Annotated in this window: 22 protein-coding genes and 1 pseudogene; 12 read left to right on the top strand and 11 right to left on the bottom strand. The window is 46.7% G+C overall.

Annotated features, from left to right (window positions below; all coding sequences use genetic code 11):
* Nucleotides 1-105 precede the first annotated feature (105 nt).
* From BZ167_RS04815 to BZ167_RS04805, 3 genes and pseudogenes are all read left to right on the top strand, one after another.
* Nucleotides 106-1,241: pseudogene (locus BZ167_RS04815) on the top strand (GAF domain-containing sensor histidine kinase).
* Entirely contained in the window at nt 1,241-1,885 is a 645-nt protein-coding gene (locus BZ167_RS04810) for a response regulator (RefSeq protein WP_015417113.1), read from the top strand. Before BZ167_RS04815 ends, BZ167_RS04810 begins: the two are co-directional and overlap by 1 nt.
* On the top strand, nt 1,885-2,409 hold the full coding sequence (locus BZ167_RS04805) for an NADPH-dependent FMN reductase (RefSeq protein WP_060674951.1): 525 nt from the start codon (nt 1,885-1,887) through the stop codon (nt 2,407-2,409). The genes BZ167_RS04810 and BZ167_RS04805 overlap by 1 nt, the downstream gene beginning before the upstream one ends.
* 13 nt (nt 2,410-2,422) lie before the next feature.
* Here the strand turns inward: BZ167_RS04805 and BZ167_RS04800 are convergent, their stop codons facing one another.
* Entirely contained in the window at nt 2,423-2,665 is a 243-nt protein-coding gene (locus BZ167_RS04800) for a YhdB family protein (RefSeq protein WP_003155335.1), read from the bottom strand.
* A gap of 190 nt (nt 2,666-2,855) precedes the next feature.
* Between BZ167_RS04800 and BZ167_RS04795 the strand changes: the two genes are divergently transcribed.
* Nucleotides 2,856-3,179, top strand: a complete 324-nt coding sequence (locus tag BZ167_RS04795) for a DUF3889 domain-containing protein (RefSeq protein WP_031378436.1) — start codon at nt 2,856-2,858, stop codon at nt 3,177-3,179.
* Nucleotides 3,180-3,223: 44 nt separating this feature from the next.
* Here the strand turns inward: BZ167_RS04795 and BZ167_RS04790 are convergent, their stop codons facing one another.
* From BZ167_RS04790 to BZ167_RS04775, 3 genes are all read right to left on the bottom strand, one after another.
* On the bottom strand, nt 3,224-4,678 hold the full coding sequence (locus BZ167_RS04790) for a peptidoglycan endopeptidase LytF (RefSeq protein WP_039252199.1): 1,455 nt from the start codon (nt 4,676-4,678) through the stop codon (nt 3,224-3,226).
* Nucleotides 4,679-4,856: 178 nt separating this feature from the next.
* On the bottom strand, nt 4,857-5,291 hold the full coding sequence (gene nsrR, locus BZ167_RS04785; protein WP_007610306.1) for a nitric oxide-sensing transcriptional repressor NsrR: 435 nt from the start codon (nt 5,289-5,291) through the stop codon (nt 4,857-4,859).
* 132 nt (nt 5,292-5,423) lie between these two features.
* Nucleotides 5,424-6,938, bottom strand: a complete 1,515-nt coding sequence (locus BZ167_RS04775) for a mechanosensitive ion channel (RefSeq protein WP_015417116.1) — start codon at nt 6,936-6,938, stop codon at nt 5,424-5,426.
* Between the two features lie 169 nt (nt 6,939-7,107).
* Between BZ167_RS04775 and BZ167_RS04770 the strand changes: the two genes are divergently transcribed.
* Nucleotides 7,108-8,514, top strand: a complete 1,407-nt coding sequence (locus BZ167_RS04770) for a SpoVR family protein (protein ID WP_033574462.1) — start codon at nt 7,108-7,110, stop codon at nt 8,512-8,514.
* A 37-nt stretch (nt 8,515-8,551) separates the two neighbouring features.
* On the opposite strand, the gene BZ167_RS04765 is transcribed toward BZ167_RS04770, so the two are convergent.
* The gene (locus tag BZ167_RS04765; RefSeq protein ID WP_077391948.1) at nt 8,552-9,931 is read right to left on the bottom strand and encodes an alkaline phosphatase PhoA; all 1,380 of its coding nucleotides are present in this window, start codon (nt 9,929-9,931) and stop codon (nt 8,552-8,554) included.
* Nucleotides 9,932-10,389: 458 nt separating this feature from the next.
* Between BZ167_RS04765 and BZ167_RS04760 the strand changes: the two genes are divergently transcribed.
* Nucleotides 10,390-11,214: a C40 family peptidase gene (locus tag BZ167_RS04760; protein ID WP_015417118.1), complete on the top strand. Its 825-nt coding sequence runs from the start codon at nt 10,390-10,392 to the stop codon at nt 11,212-11,214.
* Nucleotides 11,215-11,282: 68 nt separating this feature from the next.
* On the opposite strand, the gene BZ167_RS04755 is transcribed toward BZ167_RS04760, so the two are convergent.
* Nucleotides 11,283-12,158, bottom strand: a complete 876-nt coding sequence (locus BZ167_RS04755; protein ID WP_007409271.1) for a transcriptional regulator CitR — start codon at nt 12,156-12,158, stop codon at nt 11,283-11,285.
* Nucleotides 12,159-12,267: 109 nt separating this feature from the next.
* Between BZ167_RS04755 and BZ167_RS04750 the strand changes: the two genes are divergently transcribed.
* The 4 genes from BZ167_RS04750 to BZ167_RS04735 all read left to right on the top strand — a co-directional run bounded on the left by BZ167_RS04750 (nt 12,268) and on the right by BZ167_RS04735 (nt 17,528).
* Nucleotides 12,268-13,371 carry a citrate synthase/methylcitrate synthase gene (locus BZ167_RS04750; RefSeq protein WP_060675177.1) on the top strand — a complete coding sequence of 368 codons (1,104 nt, stop codon included), beginning with the start codon at nt 12,268-12,270 and terminating at the stop codon, nt 13,369-13,371.
* Nucleotides 13,372-13,450: 79 nt separating this feature from the next.
* Entirely contained in the window at nt 13,451-14,320 is an 870-nt protein-coding gene (locus BZ167_RS04745) for an SDR family oxidoreductase (protein WP_060674952.1), read from the top strand.
* Between the two features lie 334 nt (nt 14,321-14,654).
* Nucleotides 14,655-16,058, top strand: a complete 1,404-nt coding sequence (locus tag BZ167_RS04740) for a branched-chain amino acid transporter BcaP (RefSeq protein WP_007409268.1) — start codon at nt 14,655-14,657, stop codon at nt 16,056-16,058.
* Nucleotides 16,059-16,172: 114 nt separating this feature from the next.
* Nucleotides 16,173-17,528: a sodium-dependent transporter gene (locus BZ167_RS04735; protein ID WP_061890513.1), complete on the top strand. Its 1,356-nt coding sequence runs from the start codon at nt 16,173-16,175 to the stop codon at nt 17,526-17,528.
* Between the two features lie 36 nt (nt 17,529-17,564).
* Here the strand turns inward: BZ167_RS04735 and BZ167_RS04730 are convergent, their stop codons facing one another.
* From BZ167_RS04730 to sigM, 3 genes are read right to left on the bottom strand one after another with little or no spacing between them, the layout of a single operon-like run.
* On the bottom strand, nt 17,565-17,855 hold the full coding sequence (locus tag BZ167_RS04730) for an anti-sigma-M factor (RefSeq protein ID WP_003155315.1): 291 nt from the start codon (nt 17,853-17,855) through the stop codon (nt 17,565-17,567).
* Nucleotides 17,843-18,919: an anti-sigma factor gene (locus BZ167_RS04725; protein WP_087920756.1), complete on the bottom strand. Its 1,077-nt coding sequence runs from the start codon at nt 18,917-18,919 to the stop codon at nt 17,843-17,845. Before BZ167_RS04725 ends, BZ167_RS04730 begins: the two co-directional genes overlap by 13 nt.
* Nucleotides 18,909-19,400: an RNA polymerase sigma factor SigM gene (gene sigM, locus BZ167_RS04720; RefSeq protein ID WP_003155312.1), complete on the bottom strand. Its 492-nt coding sequence runs from the start codon at nt 19,398-19,400 to the stop codon at nt 18,909-18,911. The genes BZ167_RS04725 and sigM overlap by 11 nt, the downstream gene beginning before the upstream one ends.
* A 240-nt stretch (nt 19,401-19,640) precedes the next feature.
* Between sigM and BZ167_RS04715 the strand changes: the two genes are divergently transcribed.
* Nucleotides 19,641-20,240, top strand: coding sequence for a lysophospholipid acyltransferase family protein (locus BZ167_RS04715; protein WP_015417124.1), 600 nt, complete (start codon nt 19,641-19,643; stop codon nt 20,238-20,240).
* Nucleotides 20,241-20,285: 45 nt separating this feature from the next.
* On the opposite strand, the gene BZ167_RS04710 is transcribed toward BZ167_RS04715, so the two are convergent.
* Nucleotides 20,286-21,620 (bottom strand): hemolysin family protein, encoded by a 1,335-nt coding sequence (locus tag BZ167_RS04710; protein WP_003155308.1) that lies wholly within the window; start codon nt 21,618-21,620, stop codon nt 20,286-20,288.
* Nucleotides 21,621-21,681: 61 nt separating this feature from the next.
* Nucleotides 21,682-22,107 carry a Cu(I)-responsive transcriptional regulator gene (locus BZ167_RS04705; protein WP_007409263.1) on the bottom strand — a complete coding sequence of 142 codons (426 nt, stop codon included), beginning with the start codon at nt 22,105-22,107 and terminating at the stop codon, nt 21,682-21,684.
* A gap of 179 nt (nt 22,108-22,286) precedes the next feature.
* On the opposite strand from BZ167_RS04705, the gene BZ167_RS04700 reads away from it, so the two are divergent.
* The gene (locus BZ167_RS04700; RefSeq protein ID WP_015417125.1) at nt 22,287-23,471 is read left to right on the top strand and encodes a pyridoxal phosphate-dependent aminotransferase; all 1,185 of its coding nucleotides are present in this window, start codon (nt 22,287-22,289) and stop codon (nt 23,469-23,471) included.
* Nucleotides 23,472-23,491: the final 20 nt, after the last annotated feature.

Raw genomic sequence — 23,491 nt, 5'->3', positions numbered from 1 at the left:
ACGCCTCATCCGAAAGTATGAGGAAAATTCATGCTGAAAACAAAGGAATATACAGAAAAGAATTGATATAATATGGATAATTCTGATTGGCCGGAGTGAGGGAAATTGACGAAAACGACGGTAGAAACGTTAAAAACGTTAAAAGCGATTGCGGAAACCTTAAACCAAAGCCACGATTTAAAGGAAGCGCTTGATAAAGTGCTTCGCGAACTGCTCAGCCTGACCGGGCTGCAGACAGGGTGGATTTTTCTGATTGAGCCGGACGGGTCTTATACGCTCGCCGCATCCGCTTATTTACCGCCGGCTCTCGGTCAGCGGGAAAATGCACTGATGTGCAGCGGGGAATGCTATTGTCTGACCAAATTCAGCAATGGCGGATTGACAAAGGCCGTAAACATAATGAATTGTAAACGGATTGAATTTGCGGAACAGACGACGAACTGCCGCGATACGGAGGGCATTACCCATCATGCGACCGTACCGCTTGAGGACGGCGGCCGGAAGTTCGGTTTATTAAACGTCGCCGCAAGCGAAAAGACATTTTTCAACGAAGAAGAACTGCATCTGCTTGAAGCGGTTGCATTTCAAATCGGGACGGCGATTCAGCGGATGAAATTGGCCGAATTTGAGCAGCAGAACGCCCTGTTGATGGAACGAAGCAGACTTGCGCAAGAGCTGCATGATTCCGTCAATCAGATGCTGTTTTCTGTCAGCTTAACGGCAAAGCCGCAAAGAGCTTTACAGATGATGATCGGCTCCGGCAGATGATTACGTTTATTCAAGAGCTGTCTCATGATGCGCTAACAGAAATGAGGGCGCTTATTTGGCAGCTGAAGCCGGAAAGTTTGACGAAAGGGCTGTATGCGTCGATCAAAAGCTATGCCGCTCTTATCGGCCTGGAAGCCGTTTGTGAAATGGAGGATGAGCTGGAGCTTACGGATGAACAGGAACACGCGCTTTGGCGGATCGCCCAGGAAGCCTTGAATAACTGTAAAAAGCATGCGGGAACGGGCCGGGTTATCATTTCCGCCGTTAAAAAGCCGGATTGCGCAGAGCTTCACATTAGCGACCGTGGAGCGGGCTTCAGCGCTGATGCGCATACTGTGCTCCCATCGCTCGGCGTGGCCGGCATGAAAGCGCGGGCTGAAGCAATCGGCGGCCGCTTTACACTGCAATCCGAGCTTGGCGCCGGAACGATTGTCTCCGTTCGGCTTCCGTTTCAGGACAGGAGGTCTGATTGATGAAAATTGTGATTGCTGATGATCATCACGTTGTCCGCAAAGGACTGCGCTATTTCTTCGCCACTCAGGAAGACATTGAAGTTGTCGGTGAGGCGTCCACCGGTGCTGAAGCGCTTCAGCAAGCTGAAAAGACGGAGCCGGACATGATTTTGATGGATTTATCAATGCCTGATATGGACGGCATAGAAGCGGCAAAAATTGCGGCTGAACGATTTCCGGACATCAGTATCGTCGTTTTGACGAGCTATTCTGATCAGGAGCATGTCATTCCCGCCCTTAAAGCCGGCGCAAAAGCGTATCAGCTGAAAGACGCCCAGCCCGATGATTTAGTGAAAACGCTCTGGGAAGTGTATTCCGGACGTTACCGGCTGTCGGCGGATATTGTGCCTCACGTGCTGACCCATATGGTTCAGGACGATCAGGATAAGGAAAAATATGATCAGCTCACCCCCCGTGAAAAAGATGTTCTTCAAGAAATAGCCAAAGGGAAAAGCAATAAGGAAATTGCGGCGGCACTGTTTATTTCAGAAAAAACAGTGAAGACCCACGTGTCCAACCTGCTGTCAAAGCTGAATCTTTCCGATCGGACGCAGGCGGCATTGTATGCGGTAAAATATAATGTTTTTGGAAAGGCGGTAAAATGATGAGCATATTAGTGATCAGCGGCACACCGAGAAAAAACGGGCGGACTAGAATTGCCGCTTCTTATATAAGAGATCGGTTTCATACCGATTTTATTGATTTGAGCGAAAGTGAACTGCCGCTTTATAACGGTGAAGAAGAACAGAACGAGCTGCCTGCAGTGCAAGAGTTAAGGCGGCAGGTGAAAAAGTCGGCGGCCGTCGTCTTATTATCTCCCGAGTATCACAGCGGCATGAGCGGCGCTTTAAAAAACGCCATCGATTTTTTAAGCAGCGATCACTGGGCATACAAACCGGTGGCAATCATTGCCGCGGCGGGCGGAGGAAAAGGAGGCATGAACGCGCTGGCGAATATGCGGACGGTCATGCGGGGCGTTTATGCAAATGTCATCCCGAAACAGCTGGTCTTAGACCCGATTCACATTGACATGGAGCGCCGGACCGTATCTGAGGATATGGCGATCAGCCTGAAAGAGATGATCGAAGAGCTGAATATGTTCACAAATACAAGAAATCCCGGCGTCTGACGCCGGGATTGTTTTATGTCAGCATGGCTAATTGATCTTCATAAGCGAGCTCTGTCGCATGATCAATATACCCGAGAAGGGAATACAGCTCTTTTTCAAGCACCGCATGATCATATTCGAAATGATACGCGTGCAGAAAGTGCTCAATACGCTTTGATAATAAATCATCTTTTGTACGAACCATCAAAATTAACAAATTGTCCCATTGAGACCGGTGTGTGTAATATAAGGCTTTATCATAATCCGCATGATCCATCTTACGCTTCTCCTTTCAATGAGAAGTTCTCCGTTAGTTTATGCCGTCGAAGACCGATGCAACGGGGGAAAAGTTGGTGGCCTTATCACAGCGGCATAGCAATATGAGGGAGACATAAAATAAAACCGCATAACCGTCTCTTCTTTGGACACGCTAAGATTGACAAAAAACGACTCAGGAGAACATAAAGATGAAATCCCTTCCATTTGTGCTTGCCCTCTTGTTTTGCGGCATTCTCATTGCCTCGATCGCTGAAAAAGGGCATACAGAACACCTTGATCCGTCAGTTGAAAAATGGGAACAGCTCGCATGGAACCAGCTTGAACGTGAATACAAGGGGGCCGAGCTTACCGATTATTCGTACATGGGCCGTACAAAAGTGAACCGGGAACAGACGAAAGATGTGTTTCGCGTAACGGTGCAAACAGCAAAAGAAACGTTTTCATCCCGTGCTGAAGTGTATTTCCATCCCGTAACAAAACACGTGATCAGCATTAATATTTTCAGACTGTAAAAAAAGCTGCACAGCCTTATTGAGGCCGTACAGCTTGTCAGATATCAGAAGAAACGTTTTGCGCCGAGGTAACGCTGTTTCCAATAGGAATTGTTCATGCTGGAAATAACGACACCCGAATCGTTGGCATTAATAAACTGGCCGTTCCCGAGATAAATACCGACGTGGGAAGGTCCGGCTTTATAAGTTGAGAAAAAGACAAAGTCACCGACCGCCGGCTGGCTGACTGATGTCATCGTATTCCAGTAGCCTGCGGCTGAAAGTCTGGATACAGAAGTGACCTTATTGAGAACGTAATAAATGAAACCGCTGCAGTCAAAGCCTCTCGGCGTCGTCCCGCCCCATACATACGGTACGCCCAGCTGAGCTTTTGCGGCATCGATCATTACATTAATCTTCGCGCTTGTTGAACCTGTGCCGCCTGTGTTGCCGGACTGATTCGGAGTCGTGTTTGTCTGCTGCCCGGTAATCGTCAGCTTTTGTCCGATTTGAAGAACGTCTGTTTTCAGATTGTTTTTCTCGCGGATCTGCTGGGCGGTCACATTGAACTTTTGGGCGATCACCCATAAAGAATCCCCGCTTTTCACGGTATATGTAGTGGTTTTCCCTGTATTTCCGGACTGGTTCGGAGTTGACGGTGAAGTCGAAGAGCCGGAAGATGACGTTTTGGTCAGCTTAAGCACTTGTCCGACCCGCAGCATGTCTGACGTCAGTTTGTTGATGCTTCTGATTTGCTGAACCGTCATGTTGTATGCGTTTGCGATTTTCCAGAGTGAGTCTCCGCTTTTTACTGTATAGGAGGACGTTTGCGTCTGGTTTTTATTTTGGTTTGAATTGTCCTTTGACGGCGTGTTTCCCGAAGAAGACGTTCCTTTTGTTTTCAGGACTTGGTTTACGTAGATCGTATCCGTTTTTAAGTTGTTTAATACTTTGAGTTCCGCAATGGTCATATTGACGCTGTTTGCGATCTTCCATAGTGAATCGCCGAGTTTGACTTTATACGTCCCGGAAGATGATGACTGCTTTTTGCTGCTGTTTGAGCTGCTGCCAGGAGCGGTTTTTTTCTGATCGGTGCTTGAGGAAACTTTCCCCGTCACTTGCAGCTTCTGTCCCGCGCGGATTAAGTCGCTTGTCAGACCGTTCAATTTTTTCAGTTCCTGTACGGACATTTTAAAATCAGATGCGATCAGCCACAGCGAGTCGCCGCTTTTCACTGTATAAACGCTTTTAGTCGTGCCGCTGTTCTTTGAAGATGGCTTTTTGCTGCCGGAATCTGATTTGCCGTTAGGAATGTTGAGCGTCTGCCCGATAGAAAGAACGGTGGATTTTAGATGATTGGCTGATGTAATGGCATCCACGCTTGTATTGTAGTTTTGGGCAAGCTTCCATAATGAATCTCCGCTTTTAACCTTAATCGTTTGTGCTTCTGCCGGTGTTACAGCTAACGCAGACCCGACGATCGCAGATGCAGTCAAACCGACCGCTACCTTTTTTTTCATAATGAATCTCCCTTTTCCTGCGATGATTTTACTATCCCCATTCGTTGCAGCCGCAAGGTGAGGATATCAGTAATGATAATCTTTATATCGGCACTTGTCTGCAATCGTTTATCATATTAATAGAAATAGTCCTTTTTTCTTATGCCGGCATAAAAAAAGAAGGAATGCGGGCATTCCTTCAGCTTCTGAGCAGTCTCATAATCTCCTCTTTATTTTTGACCAGATCCCTTAACGTATATTTGTCTAAAACGGCCAGGTAAGCTTGCAGGGCTTCATTCAGAAGGTTCTTTAAGTTGCAGGCGGGAGATATGATACAGAGATTTTTTTTGGAGTCAAAGCATTCTACGATGTTAAAGTCGTCTTCTGTATTTCGAACGACTTCTCCAATGTTTATGTCTTCCGGTGTCATTCCTAAACGGATTCCGCCTCCCCGGCCCCGGATCGTTTCGACATATCCGAGCTGGCCGAGGCGGTAAATGACTTTCATAAGGTGGTTTTTAGAGATGGAATAAGTATCTGCGATTTCTTTTATGTTGGAAAGTTCATCGGAATGTCTGGAAGCCAAAAAAATCAAAACGCGTAAAGAATAATCGGTATAGTTCGTTAATTTCATAGAATGACCTCGAAAAAAGAGATTTTGCTTCTGTTACAGTCTATCATATATGAATCTAAAATGAAAAAAAAGGAATTTGCCCCCTTAACTCAAAAAAAAACGTGCGCTCCTTCTGAGCACACGTTTTTTTCGTTAAGACATCGGCGGCTTCCGATCGTCAGCCGATTGATGTTTTTCAATTTTGCGATCCAATTTTGCGAGATAACGAGAGGCGAAATCTTTTCCGCCAAGACCGAATGAAAGTCCGAAGGCAAGCGCGAAACCGCCCAGAATCAGAATAAACGCGGCATTTACGATCGTGTCGGCGACACCGAGCTGATCCAGCGCCATAAAGATTGAAAGAGTGATAATGGTATATTTCGCAAGCGGCGCCAGGAATCTGAATTCCTTTCCGCTCAGCATGCCGGCAAGCAGCCTGCTGACGAGCTGTCCGGCCAAAAGTCCGATTCCGAGAATAAATACAGCGGCCAGAACATTAGGCAGGTAAGCGATAATACCTGTTGCGATAACGACGAGAAATTCGAGATGAACAAGCTGCAGCGCCTCTGCCGTAAACAGCAGGACGATGATAATCTGAACAATCATGCCGACCGTCTGAGAAAGCGTCAGCTTCGGGGTACCCGTCTGTTCAAAACCCATTTTACCGAGAAGAGAGTCGAAACCGGCCCGGTGCAAGAGCCCGGATACAATGCTGTTGACCCATTTTCCGATCCAGATGCCGGCGATGATCAGCACGATACCGATGATGATATTAGGGAGCATTGTGAAGACCGTGTGCAGCATGGCTGACGCCGGTTCAGAAATACCCGCCACATCAAGCCGGTCAAGCGCAGAAATGATCACCGGAATGAAAATCATCACGTAGACAATCGTTCCGATGATTGCCGACAGGCTTGTATCCTTCAGGTATATAGAAAGCCCCATACGTGCGGCGAGCCTTTCCGTGCCGATACTCGCCAGAAAGTTTGTGACGATATCACGGACGAGGCGGGCAACAAGCCAGCCGATTAAAACAATCAGCGCCGCGGCGAATAATTTCGGTATAAAGGACAAAACGCTTTGGATCATATTTGTAAACGGCCCTGATACTCCGCTGATTTGGAGAGCGGCCAAGACGCCGGGCAGGAACAAGAGCAAGACGAAGTAAAAAACGATTCGTGAAGCGGCCGTAACGGATTTGCTCATCTCCGCTTCTTCAGACACCATTGTCCATTTTCTGAGCCGGCCGTTTTCAGCGAGTTTCATGCCCGCTTTTTTGACGAGATAGCTGAAAAGCGAAGCGGCCGCCCAGCCCAACAGCAGAATCAGGCCGGCTTTTAAAATGCTCGGCACAGCCGCCGTTATCGCTGACAGCATGCTGACAAAAGGCGAAGCCACGGTTGTCAGATGCAGAATGTTAAAGAATAGAATAAAAACGATGATTAATGCGATAAAATAAATGACTTTACTGATGACTTTTTCTGAGGAATAGCGCGCCGGCTTTGTTTCGGCGAACAGTCTGTCGTCGATTTTTGTTTTTTGCAGGCCTTTGTATACAGCTTTTTCAATGATTTTGGCAATGCCCCAGCCGATAAGCAGGACGAGCAGTGCAATGACCAGATTCGGGAGTTTGCTGAGATACGTCGTTAGCATGTCTGCTGTATTCAAGTAGAATCGCTCCTTTTCTTTTTGGGGTATGGTGTGTGTTTTACCCACTTACATATAAAGCAAACGGGGCAGGTGTGCCGAAAGTTTTCAGACGGAAACCGATCTGTTATTTCATCTTTTGAGAGGAGGGGTCATACATTATAAATAAGTCCAAGTAGGGGGGATTCGGTTGAACGCGGAGGAGACAAAAGGTTTACAGCGGGCAATTGAGGAAATAACCGACATTGCGAAGGGTTTCGGCCTTGATTTCTACCCGATGAGATATGAAATTTGTCCGGCTGAGATTATTTATACATTCGGCGCGTACGGCATGCCGACGAGATTCAGCCATTGGAGTTTCGGCAAACAATTTCACAAGATGAAACTCCATTATGATCTCGGTTTGAGCAAAATTTATGAACTTGTCATTAATTCCAACCCTTGCTACGCTTTTTTGCTGGACAGCAATTCGCTGATCCAAAATAAATTAATTGTAGCCCATGTTCTTGCCCATTGTGATTTTTTCAAACATAACTGCCGCTTTCAAAATACGAACCGGGACATGGTTGAGAGTATGGCGGCTGCGGCGGAGCGGATTAAGCATTATGAAAGAATTCACGGGATCAAAGAGGTGGAGTCCTTTTTAGATGCCATTCTGGCGGTTCAGGAGCATATCGATCCGTCGCTCGTCAGGCCGAAGCTGCTGTGGAGCGTCGATGACGAAGAGGAGGACGAAGAAGAAACCGCGCCATCGCCTTACGATGATTTATGGGGAATGGATAAGCCGAAGCAGCTGAAAAAGAAAAAAGGGAAAAAACCGTTTCCGCCCCGGCCGGAAAAAGATATTCTGCTGTTTATCGAGGAACATTCGCGGGAGCTTGAACCGTGGCAGCGTGACATTTTAACCATGATGAGAGAAGAAATGCTGTATTTCTGGCCTCAGCTGGAAACGAAAATCATGAACGAAGGCTGGGCATCCTATTGGCATCAGCGGATTATCCGCGAGCTTGACCTGACTTCAGATGAAGCCATCGAATTTGCGAAGCTGAACGCAGGCGTCGTTCAGCCGTCAAAAACGGGAATCAACCCGTATTATTTAGGGCTGAAAATTTTTGAAGACATCGAAGAGCGTTATGATAACCCGACAGATGAAATGAAAAAAACAGGGGTAAAGCCCGGTTCCGGACGCGAAAAAATGTTTGAGGTCAGGGAAATTGAATCGGATATATCATTTATCCGCAATTATTTGACGAAAGATCTCGTAATGCGTGAGGATTTGTATTTATTCCAAAAGCAGGGCAGGGACTATAAAGTGATCGACAAAGAATGGAAGGCCGTGCGCGACCAGCTCGTGAACATGAGGGTCAACGGGGGATTTCCTTATCTGACCGTCAATGACGGGGATTACCTGAAGAATAATGAGCTTTATATTAAACATTGGTATGAGGGAATTGAGCTTGATCTGAAATATTTGGAGAAAGTGCTGCCGTATCTGTACCAGCTGTGGGGCAGGAGCGTGCACATCGAATCTGTTCTTGAAGACAGAGAAGTGATGTTTTCGTATGACGGCAAAGGAGTGCACCGGAGATATCTGTAAAAGAAGAAAGGATGCGGGGAAACCCCCGCATCCTTTTTTATTTTCCGTGTTTCAGGATGTGAAAGATCTTTTTGGCCTGGTCCGTGTTGTTTAAAAGCCCCGTAAATGACTCTCTTCCCGGACCGTATGCGTAAACGGGAACTTCTTCGCCTGTATGATCGCCGGTTGTCCAGCCGCTGTTGGTTTTCGCATTAAAGAGCTTAATGATCGCTTTGTAGATGCTCTTGTCAGCATCCTGTTTTGCGGCCGTTTCGATCTGTTTGATTTCAGCTTTTGACCATTTCAGGTCTGTATAACGCGCAAGCACGGAAGATACGGATTTGCCCGCTTTGATTTGGTCAGCCATAAATGCCGGGGTTTTTTTTGCGGCAAGAATCGGTTCAACATGCCAGTTTTTATCGTCATTCGCGCCGATCGTCAATCCGCCGGTGGTATGATCTGCCGTGGCAACGACAAGCGTATGTTTGTCCTTTTTGGCAAATGCGATCGCTGCTTTATACGCTTTTTCAAAATCCTTCATTTCACTCATTGCGCCGACTATATCATTGTCATGTCCCGCCCAGTCAATTTGGCTGCCTTCGACCATTAAGAAAAACCCTTTTTTATTCTTGTTCAGCCTGTCGATCGCTGCCGTTGTCATGTCTTCTAATGAAGGGACGGCGTTTGATCGGTCGATTGCTTTGTCGAGTCCGCCATCGGCAAACAGGCCGAGAATCTTCTTGTTACGATCCTTTTTGAGCTCCTGTTTTGATGTCACGTAGCTGTATCCCGCTTTTTTGAAATCCTTTGTTACATTGCGGTCTTTACGGATAAAGTTTGACTTGCCGCCTCCGAGGAGCACATCGACTTTCTGTTTTCCGTTGATGCGGTCATCAAAGTAGCTGCTTGCGATGTCATCCATGTTCTTTCGGGATTTGTTATGGGCTCCGAATGCCGCAGGGGTGGCGTGGGCAATCTCCGAAGTTGCGACAAGTCCGGTGGATTTCCCTCTTTGTTTCGCTTCTTCGAGGACGGATTTTACCCGCTTTCCTTTTTTATTGACTCCGATCGCCGCGTTATACGTTTTCACGCCTGTGGCCATTGCCGTGCCAGCCGCCGCGGAATCGGTAATATTGGAATCAGGATCGTCAGGATAAGTCATCATCATACCGGCGAGATTGGGGTCGAATGCCGTCAGTTTCATACCATCCGAAGGCTTTCCTTTGTTAATGACCGAACGGTAGGCGTTCATATAGGGAGCGCCCATTCCGTCGCCGACCATGAAGATGACGTTTCTGATTTCGTTTTTGTCAGGCTGTTTTTTTGCCGCAGCCTGTTCGGAGTGCTGAAGCCCCGCGCCCGCAATCAGACCGGCTGTCAGCACGGATACGGCTGCCGCCGGCAGAAGTTTTGATCGAACCTGTTTAAATAGACTCATTCTCACTCGTCCTCCTTTAATCGTGTCTGCATGTCTAATGGTAGGGGGTGTTTGTAAAGAGCGCCTGTTCCTCCTGTAAATTTCAGGTGAAACATTGTTAGAAATGTAAATTCCGGTGTAACTTATGTTTTCAAGAAAGGATGAAAACCATTCACTTTTTTGAAAAAGTCGAGGATTTTTTTAACAAGGGGTTATTTGGAAAATAAACTGCTTTGTTTTTCCAAAATACGAGGATCACAGGAAAAAAACATGACAAATTGACTCGTTTTTCGTCACGTTTGAAATCAAATTGAAATATTTAATACCCTTAAAAACTTTTTTCTAAAACGAATTAGTAAGAAATTTGTCACGGGAAGTCAAGTCTATTTCTAGTGGAAATTGAACCTTATAATAGGAAACAGATAAAAACTTTAAAAAAGAGACACATAAAATAGATAGAATCATTCAGGGAGGAAAATATGAAAAAGCAACTTGTTACAGCAACAACGGCAGTGGTTTTGGGGACGACTTTGTTTGCGGGCGCGGCATCTGCGCAAACGATTAAGGTAAAAAAAGGCGATACATTATGGGGACTTTCAAATCGGTACGGAACGTCAATTAATTCCATTAAATCTGAGAACAAATTAAAATCGGATATCATTTACATCGGTCAGACGCTTTCGATCAACGGTAAATCATCCTCAGGTTCAAGCTCAAGCAGCAAGTCATCATCGTCTACATATAAAGTCGTAAAAGGCGACAGCCTTTGGAAAATTGCGAATAAATATAAAATGACGGTAAACCAATTAAAAAGTTTAAACGGTTTAAAAACGGACCTGATCCGCATCGGACAAGTTCTTAAAGTAAAGGGATCAACTTCCGGTTCAACGTCTTCGGGATCTTCGTCATCAAAGCAGCCTTCATCCAGCCATAATGTTGCACAGACGAGCCTGAATGTAAACAAGCTGATTTCTGATGCGCAATCTTTAACCGGGACGCCGTATGTATGGGGCGGAACAACGACTTCCGGCTTTGACTGCAGCGGATTTATCTGGTACCTGTTAAACAAACAGACGAGTGTCGGCAGAACGAGCACTGCGGGATACTGGAGCTCAATGAAGAGCGTGTCCAGCCCGTCAAGAGGAGACTTCGTCTTCTTTACAACATATCAGGCCGGCCCTTCACACATGGGTGTGTACATCGGAAACAACAAGTTCATCCATGCCGGTTCTGACGGCGTCACAACAAGTGATCTGAATAACAGCTACTGGAAACCGCGCTACCTGGGCGCGAAAAGATTCTAGCAGAGATAGAAACCCGTTCATCAGAACGGGTTTTTTATTTAGACGGGACAGAGCTCCATTTGTTTCACCTAAAAATGAAAATGTGATAAAAAATCTAAAAAGGTTTTCTTTTTTTCATTTTCATAGAGGGCGATGGCGTATGCGCCCGCGCTCGGCATCTGGGCGAATTCGCACGGAATTTCAATCATGCTGCCTGCGGCGAGTTCGGCCCGTACCGCTGACAGCGGCAGAAATGAGACACCCAGCCCCTCTTTAATAAATCGTTTCGTAATATGCGTCTGTGTCACCTTCATTGTCCTGACGAAAGGGAACTGTATTCTGACCTGGCGGAGCAAATCATCCCAATAGTCAGGATGGTTATGGGTCAAAAGCAGATATTGTCCGAACAGGTCTTTCACTTCATCCGCCTTCCCTGTTCCGGGTTTTCGGCCGGGCGGCGCGACGAGGACAACGGGGTCATTGTACAGGGGGCGGCAAGTGAGGGAAGATGATTGCACCTTTAAGCAGCTCAGTCCGATATCGGCTGAGCCGTTTCTGATTTGAGAGGCGATTTCTTCCGATTCGAAAATGGTGACCGTCATTTCGGTTTCTTTATTGTCCTCTGTATAACGCTTCATGACAGACGGGAGAACGGTGTCGGCGATAAGCGGCGAAACAGCGAGTGTCAGCGTGTGCGAGTAGCCCTGGCGCACCCTGTGCAGCTCCGCCATGCTGTTTTCATAGTCTTCCAAAAGCCTCATGGCAAACGGCACGTATGCTTTTCCTTCTTCCGTCAATTGTATTTTCCGGCCGCTCCGCTGAAACAGCTTGCAGCTGATTTCTTTCTCTAATAATTTTATATGAACGGTGACGGTCGGCTGAGATAAAAAAAGCGTTTCCGCCGTTTTTCTGAAATTCTCATATTTTGCTGCGGTGACGAAGGTGTGAAGCCATTTAAAATCCATAGATGCACTCCTCTGATTAAAAGTTTTAATTAATTCCCTTAAAAATATTCATTATTTTTTAAATATTATATTTACTATAATAACAGAAAGAGGATAAGGGGGAATGAAATTGATTTATCGTGGATTGAAAGGGATTACTTGTGCAGAAACGGCGATCAGCCACATTGACGGAGAAAAGGGGCATTTAATATATCGCGGCTATGACGCGAAGGATATCGCGCTGCAATCCAGTTTTGAAGAAGCGGCGTATCTCATTTTGAACGGGGCGCTTCCTGATGAGCGGCAATTGCTTGCGTTTCAGGAAGAACTTGCAGCCGAGCGCGGGCTTCCGAAACATTTGATCGACTTACTGGAAACGCTTCCGGATGAAATGGATGACATGGCGGTGCTGAGAACGGCTGTTTCAGGTTTGGGCACAGATTCATTTACATATCCGCCCAAGCCGGAAGAAGCGATTAAACTGATTGCCGTCACACCGACGATTATTGCGTACAGATATCGCCGTAAACAAGGGCAGGAAGCGTTGTCACCTGAGGCGCGATACGGACACGTTGAAAACTATTTGTATATGCTGACAGGCAGGCAGCCGTCCGCAGCCCAAAAGAAAGCGCTTGAGACGTATATGATCCTGGCGATGGAGCACGGGATGAATGCATCGACTTTTTCGGCGAGAGTCACCGTTTCGACTGAATCGGACTTAGTGTCTGCCGTCACTGCCGCACTGGGTACGATGAAAGGGCCGCTGCACGGAGGCGCGCCTTCAGGCGTCACGAAAATGCTTGAAGACATCGGGACAAAAGAAAATGCAGAAGCGTATTTGGCAGCGAAGCTTATGAGGGGAGAACGCCTGATGGGCTTCGGGCACAGGGTGTACAAAACAAAAGACCCGCGGGCGGAAGCGCTGCGCATAAAGGCTGAAGAAGTGGCGGGAAATGATCCGGCGCTTGACTTGGCGCTTTATGTGGAGAAGGAAGCCATCCGCCTGTTAGAGCAATATAAGCCCGGACGGAAGCTGTATACGAATGTGGAGTTTTACGCAGCGGCTGTGATGCAGGCCATTGATGTCGACAATGATTTGTTTACGCCGACCTTTTCAGCAAGCAGAATGGCAGGCTGGTGCGCACACGTGCTTGAACAGTCCGTTGACAACATGATTTACAGGCCGTCTGCGAAATACACCGGCGCTTTTCCCGAAACGGCTCAGCAGCTTTAATTACCGGCATATTTGTCCGTTTAACTCCCCGCACTGCGTGGTATCGTCTCAGTAATACCAATTGCAGGAGTGTGAGAATATGAATCCGATGGACAGACAGACGGAAGGACAAAAGCCGCAGGTGCAAAACCGCCAGCCCGGCATTGAGTCAGACATGGAGCCGAAACCGCTCTTGGAGGACCCGGATGTAAAAGGGTCGGGCAGATTAAAAGGAAAAGTCGCCGTCATCACGGGCGGAGACAGCGGCATCGGCGCAGCGGCTGCGATCGCTTATGCGAAGGAAGGGGCGGACCTTGCCATCCTGTACCTAGACGAACATGCCGATGCTGAGAGAACGAAAAAGCGTGCGGAAGAATACCAGGCCGAATGCCTGTTAATTCCGGGAGACGTCGGTGATGAGGCGCATTGTCAGAAGGCGGTCCGGCAAGTCTTAGATCGCTACGGAAAAATAGATATTCTCGTTAATAATGCGGCTGAGCAGCATCCGCAAAACGGGATTCTTGATATTACAGCTGAACAGCTGGAGAAGACATTCCGTACAAACATGTTTTCTATGTTTCATATGACAAAAGCCGTGCTGCCCCACCTGCAAAGAGGGAGCGCCATCATTAATACAACGTCTATTACCGCTTATCAGGGAGACACATCATTGATTGACTATTCGTGCACGAAAGGCGGCATCGTTTCCTTTACGCGTTCAATGGCGATGTCATTGGCCGATCAGGGGATCAGAGTTAATGCGGTGGCCCCTGGCCCGATCTGGACCGCCCTGATTCCGGCAACGTTTACTGAAGAAAAGGTGGAAAAGCACGGTCTGGACACTCCGATGGGAAGACCGGGACAGCCTGCGGAACACGCCGGAGCTTACGTGCTTCTGGCTTCAGACGAATCTTCCTATATGACGGGGCAAACCATTCACGTAAATGGCGGAAGATTTATTTCAACATAATACGCAAGTCTTATCCCGCGCTTTTAAAGAGTGCGGGATTTTTATTTGAACGTACATATGAATACGATTTTCAAAAAATGGACGTCGCCAGCTGAATCACTAATGTTAATATTTCACAGTGGAGAATCCGCTGAGTTCTGTTTTATGAAAACTAAAAATAATATATAGAATTTTCAAAAAAAGTTATTTTCATTTTTATATTTTTCGCTATAATATGACATAGGAGAAAGGGATGATGTGCTGAAACATTTCATGCGAAAAATAAGAATTTAGTCATTATCGCTATTGTTATCTGAATATTCTAACATATATTGATTTACAAGGAGTGAAGCAGATGAAGGGGAGCGTATTCAGAAAGAAAAGCATTCAGGACCTGCTTGCCGCAACGGGCGGGGAAAAGTCGCTGAAAAGAGAGTTAGGGGCCTTTGATCTGACCCTTCTGGGGATAGGGGCCATCATCGGAACGGGGATTTTTGTATTAACCGGAACAGGCGCTGTCACGGCGGGGCCGGGGCTGACCGTTTCATTTGTCATCGCCGCTCTTGCGTGTTTATTTGCGGCTCTGTCATATGCCGAATTTGCTTCAAGCGTCCCGGTTTCAGGTTCCGTCTACACGTTTACTTATGCGACACTGGGTGAACTTCTCGCGTTTATCATCGGATGGGATTTAATCTTGGAATATATGCTCGCCGTCAGCGCGGTTTCGGTCGGCTGGTCCGGCTATTTTCAATCATTCTTGGCGGGCTTCGGCATTCATCTTCCGACTGCATTAACGGCCGCGCCGGGATCCATTAAAGGCACGGTCACATTCTTTAATCTCCCCGCATTTGTTATCGTGCTTGCGATTACATTCCTCCTCTATTTAGGCATTAAGGAATCGAAGCGGGTCAATAATATTATGGTCATTTTGAAGGTTCTGGTTGTTCTATTGTTTATCGCCGTTGCGGCCGTATATGTCAAACCTCACAACTGGCAGCCGTTTATACCGATGGGGTTCGGCGGTGTTTTCAGTGCCGCGGCGCTCGTTTTCTTCTCTTTTATTGGTTTTGACGCCGTCTCTTCCGCCGCTGAAGAAACGAAAAATCCGGCGAAGGATCTGCCGAAAGGAATTATCTTTTCATTAATCGTCTGCACCGTGCTGTATGTGACCGTATCGGCGATTATGACGGGCGTCGTTCCGTTTGCCCGCTTTGAAGGCGTTGACCATCCCGTGTCTCTCGTCCTGCAGATGGCCGGACAGAATTGGGTGGCCGGGATTATTGATATCGGCGCAGTGTTGGGGATGACAACGGTGATGCTCGTCATGCTGTACGGCCAGACGAGGGTGATGTTTGCCATGTCCCGTGACGGTTTGGTGCCGGGGGCGCTTTCAAAAGTCCATCCGAAGCATAAAACGCCGCACGTGGTGACATGGGTGTTCGGCATCCTGTCGGCATTACTCGGCTCGCTTGTCCCGCTTGATGAACTGGCGAAGCTGGTGAACATCGGCACGCTTGCCGCATTTGTCCTGATTTCAGTGGCGGTTATCGTATTGAGAAAGAAACAGCCTGATCTGCCAAGGGCTTTTAAATGTCCGGGGGTTCCCTTTATTCCGATATTGTCCATTCTGTTCTGCGTGTTTTTGATTATTAACCTCGGCGCCACCACCATATTCCGTTTCTTTATCTGGCTGATCATCGGTCTGGTGATTTATTTCTTATATTCGAGAAAGCATTCGAAATTAAACGGGGATTTGTAAGGAGCGGCACCCGCCGCTCCTTTTTATTTTTCGGAATAATGAAACATATTGAAATGGGCTTAAGTTATCGCAGCGAATAAGGGATAATATAGGGCGGAAGGGAAGTGGAAAGTCGTGTCTGACCAAAAAAGGGTTCAATGGGCCTCAAAAATAGGATTTATTATGGCCGCTGCCGGTTCGGCGATCGGCCTGGGAGCCATTTGGAAGTTCCCTTACGTAGCGGGTACGAACGGGGGAGGCGCTTTTTTTCTTGTATTCGTCCTCTTTACCGTGCTTTTAGGCTATCCGCTTTTGCTCGGTGAATTTATTTTCGGAAGACGGAGCCAGACAAATGCGATTGATGCCTACAAACAAGCCGCGCCGAAGTCGGTATGGCACCTTACGGGTTATGTGGGTGTGGCGGCCTGTTTTTTAGTTTTGTCTTTTTACAGTGTTGTCGGCGGGTGGATTTTGCTTTATGTGTTAAAAGCCGTTACCGGTTCTTTATCCGGGCTCACTCAGGAGCAGTACGGCACGGTGTTCGGGACGGTCATTGAAAATCCGATCCAGACTCTCATTGCGCAGCTTGTATTTATGATCATGACGGTGGCGGTCGTCGCAAAAGGCGTGCAGAAAGGGATTGAACGGGTCAGTGCGGTGCTGATGCCGATTTTATTCGTGCTGTTTCTATTGCTTGTGCTGCGATCAGTCACGCTCGATCATGCCGTTGAGGGGATTAGATTTTTATTGGTTCCGCACTTTGAAGATTTGACGCCGGAATCCATCCTATATGCTTTAGGACAGGCGTTTTTTACATTAACGCTCGGTGTTTCGGTCATGGTGACATACAGTTCGTATCTGCCGAAAAGCCAAAATCTTCCGGGTTCGGCGGGTTCTATTGTTATGATGAATGTGCTCGTCACGCTGTTTGCGGGACTGGCCATTTTCCCGGCGGTTTTTTCGTTCGGCTTTAAACCGGATGAAGGGCCTACACTGCTGTTTACCGTGCTGCCGGCTGTTTTTGACCGGCTGCCGTTCGGCTCGCTGTTTTTTATCAGCTTTTTGGCGGTCTTTTTCTTCGCCGCGCTGACTTCGGCCTTTTCGATGGTGGAAATTATCGTGGCGACTGTCGGGAAAGGTGATGAAACGAAAAGAAAGAAGCTGTCGTGGACAAGCGGTCTGCTCATTTTCTTAGTCGGAATTCCGTCCTGTTTATCATACGGTGTTCTCGGTGATGTTCATTTGTTCGGAAAAACGTTTTTTGATCTTGCGGATTTCACCGTCAGCAATGTGCTGATTCCGCTCGGCGCTTTATTAATATCAATCTTCGTCCCGCTGAAAATACCGAAGCAGGAGCTGTTTGCCGAGATGAAAAGCGGTTCCGCCATCGGCTATCGTTTCTTTCAGCTGTGGTATTTCCTTCTGAAATATCTCGTGCCGCTGGCTATCATCGTCGTATTGCTGCATTTAATCGGCGTTCTTTCATTTTAAAAAAACAGGCCCCCGTAAAAGGGCCTGTTTTTACGTTTAAAAACCGAATTGCAGATTCGTATCAACCGCAACGATCGTATATACACAGACAATGACGAACAGATTGAGAATGACACCGAGCAGTCCCGGGCCCGTCCGTCCTTTTTTAATAAACAGCTCAATGATGCCGAACGGCACGGCGGCCATCGCAAACGGCAGCATCTGATAAGAATAGAAAGTCACATTGCTGATGATTGCCACGTTCAAAAGCAGCAGCGACAAAATCGCGGTACCGACTGATATCCAGCCGAAAACATTATGCTCTTTAAAAATTCTTACCAATTCCATAATTCCACCTCACCGATGTTTGCTGCTTTTACTGTTTTGTTTTTCAGCAGACGTTCGATTTCTTTTGTCGGCCCCGTCACGACAGAGCCGTATACGTTCATTCCGTGATGTTCAACATAGTCGATTCGGCTGCCCAGATTCATGTCTTTGCGTTTCGATATCGCATGCGCCCATTTTTTATGGCGGGACATAAATTCAAGGGCATTGATAAATTGTTCACGGTCTGTCTGTCCTTGCGTTTCGAAAGAGGACACCATCTTGGAATCTTTCCCGGGAAATCCTAACGGCTCGGCATAAGGACTGTCTTTCAGATTTTTCTCCGTTTCGACCGCGTTCCATAAAAACTTCACATCGTATTTTTTAAAAGTCGAATATACTTGAGAAGAAGGGTAGGCCCTGTCATAAGAAAGATAGACCTCCGCCACGCTTCCTTCAGGCAATTTTTTTAATGTCTGTCCGGCTTTTTCAATCGTGCGTTCCTTTAAGCCGGAAGGATGGGCGAAATAATGCTTTGCCTGTGCCGCGTCTAGATCATAGTAGTTAACGGCAGGCGATTTGACCGTATCTAAAAACATTTCAATCCGTTCTCCGCCGACGGATTTCGTTTTTGTGCCGATCTGCTTTTGCAGCGGAAATTCCGTATTCATTCCAAACAGCTTCACCTGGCTTTTCAGTCCGGAGGTATCGACGAGGACGTTCGGCATTGTGGTCGCCACCGTCACTGCCGCGGTCTCCATTAATTGATTGCCGGTGCTTTCTTTTCCTCCCAGACCGTAATAGAGGTAGCTTCCTAATGTGCAAAGCGGCAAAATCATCAAAGTGGAGATGACGGCGAGAACTGAAATCCGCAAATACGATTTGCGTTTTCCGTATGATAAAATGGCCTTCTGTTTTTCCGGGCTGATGCCGACGTCCCATTCCCGGTCGTCCTGCATTTCGCTTTCAATCAACTCCTGATAGACTTCCAGCTTTTCCAGCTCTTCTTCAAAGGCGGCCATTTCCCGGTCGCTCATTTCTCCATTTTTGTATTGGTAAAAACGCTTTTTAAATTCTTCATTCATCATTAACACCTCTATTATAAAGTGCTTTCAGCCGCTGTCTGGCACGAAATAAAACACTTTTAAAATTAGCCTCTGAAATATTCATAATATGGGATGCTTCTTTGTAATTCAGTTCTTTTAAATAATACAGTGTTAAGGCCTCCCGATAATTGTCGGGAAGTTCGGACATATACCCTGTCAGCACTTCCTTGATTTCAATCTGATGAGCCGGGCTTTGAACAGCCGTCTGAAAAAGGCTCCCAATTAAGTCATCGGAAATGGTCACTTCCTTTTTATGTTTTCTGACATAATCTATAAACGCATTTCTCGCCACTTGAAAAAGCCATGGCTTTACTTTGCTGTGGTCGTAGGAGTGAATGTGTATGTATGCCCTCATAAAGGTTTCCTGCAGCAAATCTTCAGCGAGATGCTTGTCTTTTGTCATGGAGAGCAGGAACCGGTAAACATCATTCATATACATTTGGTAAATTTCATCGATCGTCACTGCCTTTTCTCCCCTCTATGTTATACACGCATAAGAAAGGTTTAAAGTTGCACGTTCCATGCAAACGGCTTAAATTCATTTTCACCTCATCAAACACCATTTCTCTATAGTACCCAAAATCCGTCATAAAAGATAGAGATCGGCGGAGGAAAAATATAATTATTAGTACCAGGTAATAAAAAATATTGTTATAATAGAGAGAGAGAACACTTTTGATCATTACAACAAAGGAAGTGCGTTATGTATAAGTTTTGTGCAAATGCCATCAAATGCATTCTATCCCTGCGCGGAGGAGTGAAAGTGTACAATAAAGAGAATCTTCCGTCTGATAAAGGATTCGTTATCGCGTGCACGCATGCGGGCTGGGTGGATGTCCTCACGCTCGGTGTCGGGATATTGCCCCTTCAGATTCATTATATGGCGAAAAAAGAGCTGTTTCAGAAAAAGTGGATCGGACGTTTTTTGAAGAAGATTCACGCATTCCCGGTTGACCGTGAAAATCCGGGCCCAAGCAGCATTAAAACGCCGATTAAGCTTCTGAAGGAAGGAAAGATTGTCGGGATTTTTCCGAGCGGTACGAGAACATCAGAAGACGTCCCGCTGAAAAGAGGGGCCGTGACCATCGCCCAAATGGGAAAAGCGCCGCTCGTTCCGGCCGCATATAAAGGGCCGTCTACGGGAAAAGCGCTGTTTAAAAAGGGAAAAATGCGGCTTATCATCGGCGAGCCGATTTTTTTGGAGGACTTTTCCGATCTTGCGCCGAAGGAGAGGCTTGCGGCCATGACAGAAGAGCTGAATGCCAGAATTAAAGAGCTTGAGAAAAAACTTGAACAACTGTAAATGAAAAAAAGCTTGCCGTCTGTATCAGACGCGCAAGCTTTTTTGTTATGCTTCTTTTTGTTCGGCGGTTTCCAGCAGTTCATCAAACGCCAGTTTTTTCACTTCGATATATGCGACGTGGTGGCCGTCAATTTCATTAATGATAAATTCACAGCCTTCTTCGATAATCGAGTCGTATTGTTCGACGTCGTATTTCTGGGTAAGGAACCAGCCGCCGATAGTGTCGACCTCGTCATTTTCCAAATGGATGCCGAGGAGTTCGTTCACTTGATCAATCAGGACCTTGCCGTCAAGCATGTAATGGCCGTCGCCGAGTTTACGGATTTCGTTGATTTCATCGATATCAAATTCATCACGGATTTCCCCGACGATTTCTTCAATAATGTCTTCAACGGTGACAAGCCCCGCGGTTCCGCCGTATTCATCCGACAGAATCGCCATATGAACCCGTTCCTTCTGCATTTTTACAAGCAGATCGTGAATCGGTGCCGACTCAATCACATGGATGATCGGATTGACAAAATCGGTAATCGGCGAGTCGACTGATACTTCGCCGCTGATGCAGGCAGTCAGCACTTCTTTAATGTTAATAACGCCGATAATATTATCTTTGTCACCCTCTTCGACAGGGTACCGGGTATATTTTTCAATCTGAATGATGTCCATCATTTCAGAAATTTTGATATCATGCGGCAGACTGACGATTTCCGTACGCGGAATCATGATTTCTTTTGCAAGTCTGTCGTCAAATTCAAAGATTTTGTTCACGTATTTAAATTCAGACTGGTTGATTTCACCGCTTTTATAGCTTTCCGATAAAATGATGCGCAGCTCTTCTTCAGAGTGGGCAAGCTCATTTTCAGACACCGTCTCCAGACCGAACGTCTTCGTTAAAAGACGGGCGGAGTTGTTCAGAAGCCAGATAAACGGGAACATGATGCGGTAAAACCAAATGAGCGGTTTCGAAAACAGCATTGAAACGGCTTCCGCTTTCTGGATGGCGACTGTTTTCGGCGCCAACTCTCCCACGACCACGTGTAAGAATGTAATGATCGCATAGGCGAGAATAAATGAAATAATATGCGATAATGAGCTTGGTACGTTTATCTTTGTGAAAAGCGGATGAAGCAAGCGTTCAATCGTTGATTCGCCTAAGACACCAAGACCGATGGAAGTCAATGTTATGCCGAGCTGGCACGCCGATAAATACTCATCTAAATGCGTGGTCACTTTTTTGACACCGATTGCGGCTTTATTTCCTTCTGCTATAAGCTGGTCAACCCGTGAGCCTCTGATTCTGATTATCGCAAACTCAGATGCTACGAAAAATGCCGTCAGCGCGATTAAAACCGCGACTAAAATCAAATTCACAATGTCCAATTAGAACCTTCACTTCTTTTGGGAAGATGAAGGTAACACCTCCTGTTAGTAAGATAATGGTTTAACTTAACAGCAGCATAAATGATTGAAGCACTGCAAGCTTTTCAGGAGCCAGCCTTTTTTTCAGCTGGGCACGCTCCTCTGGTTCAAGCTTTTCAAACCGATTCAAGATCACGGAGATGTTTTGATTCATGTGATCAATTTCCGATGCCAGATTTCCAATATCGTCAGGCAGGGCTGAAGAGGGAAACTGGTTCTCCAGTCGATCTTTTATATCAGACAGGGCCAATCGCTGCTTTTTACAAGCGACTATAAACTTTAACCGATTAAGTGCAAGTGTATCGTAGTAACGATAGTTCGAACAAGACCTGTCAGGCTTTAAAAGCCCGAGGTTTGTGTAGTAATCCACCGTGCGTTTCGTTACACCGGCAAGCTCTGCTAATTCACTGATGCGATAAGTCTCAGCCCCATCTAAATCCCTCCCCAACCATCACGTTATAGTTATGAGAATAGTTTAATATATGAAGGGGAGTTTGCACAAGTTTATTGTTTTCCGTCTTTCTCCTGAAACGGCGCGGCGGGCTGTCTGAAAAAGCGTTGACTGCGCCATGTAAATCTTTCATAATCATTGTAAATAGAAACGGAAGAAAAAGACAGAAGGGACAGATGACAGTGGCCGGTTTATCACGGGAAGTGACACAGAATCTGGAGAAAGGGTCATGGATACGCAAACTATTTGATGAAGGCGCTCGGCTGAAAAAAGAGTTCGGCGCCGATAAGGTGTTTGACTTTTCAATAGGAAATCCGGTTGCGGAGCCGCCTGAAACATTTAAAAAGGCGCTTTGCGAAGCGGCTGAAACAGGGCGGCACGGATACATACAAAACCAGGGGCTTCCGGAGGCGAGAGAAAAGGTTGCGCGCTTTTTGTCAGAGCGGTTTCAGACAGAAATTTCCGCCAGGCATACAGTCATGACGGTCGGAGCCGGCGGGGCGCTGAATGTCGCGCTGAAAAGCATTTTAAACCCCGAGGAAGAAGTCATCCTTCTTTCGCCTTATTTTGCGGAATATAAAGCGTATGTTGAAAATTACCGCGGCAGACCCGTCATCTGCCCGCTGACTGACTCATTTGAGATTGATATTGAAGCGGTTAAAGGTGCGATCACCCCCCGTACGAAAGGACTGATCGTTAATACGCCGCATAATCCGACGGGGACTGTGCTCAGCCAGAAAAACCTTAACGAATTGGGCGCTTTATTAAAAGAAGCCGAAGAGCGGAACGGCCAAAGCATATTTATTTTATTTGATGAACCGTACAGCCAGCTGATCTACGGAGAAGAGCAGGCGAATCCGTTTCAGGCGTATCACCGCGTGATTTTAGTCAGTTCGTTCAGTAAAGATCTCGGCATTGCGGGGGAAAGGCTCGGGTATATCGCGGCAGACGCCCAAATGCCTGAGGGCGATCTTCTGACGGATGCGTTCGTTTTCTGCAACCGGACGCTCGGCTTTGTGAACGCTCCGGTCATGATGCAGCGCGCCGTGGCGAAAATGGATGATCTTTCGATTGACGCTGAACCTTACAGAAAGCGGAGAGACCTTATGGTGGACATCCTCACAGAAGCCGGTTTCGAATTTGAAATGCCGAAAGGAGGCTTTTTCGTCTTTCCGAAATCACCGATTGAAGACGAGGTGGCATTCTGCATGCATGCCGCACAGAAATACAAACTATTGATCGTACCCGGCAGCGGATTTGGAAAGAGCGGCTATTTCCGATTATCTTTCAGCGTGCCTTCAGAACAGATCAGACAGTCGCGCGATATTTTCAAAGCACTGTATCAAGATTTTTCTTCATAGCTTCCAATACATAAAGATGG

The organism is Bacillus sp. 275 (assembly GCF_001999205.1).
GTDB classification, from domain to species: Bacteria; Bacillota; Bacilli; order Bacillales; family Bacillaceae; genus Bacillus; species Bacillus velezensis.
This window is presented reverse-complemented; position numbering and strand designations above follow the sequence as displayed.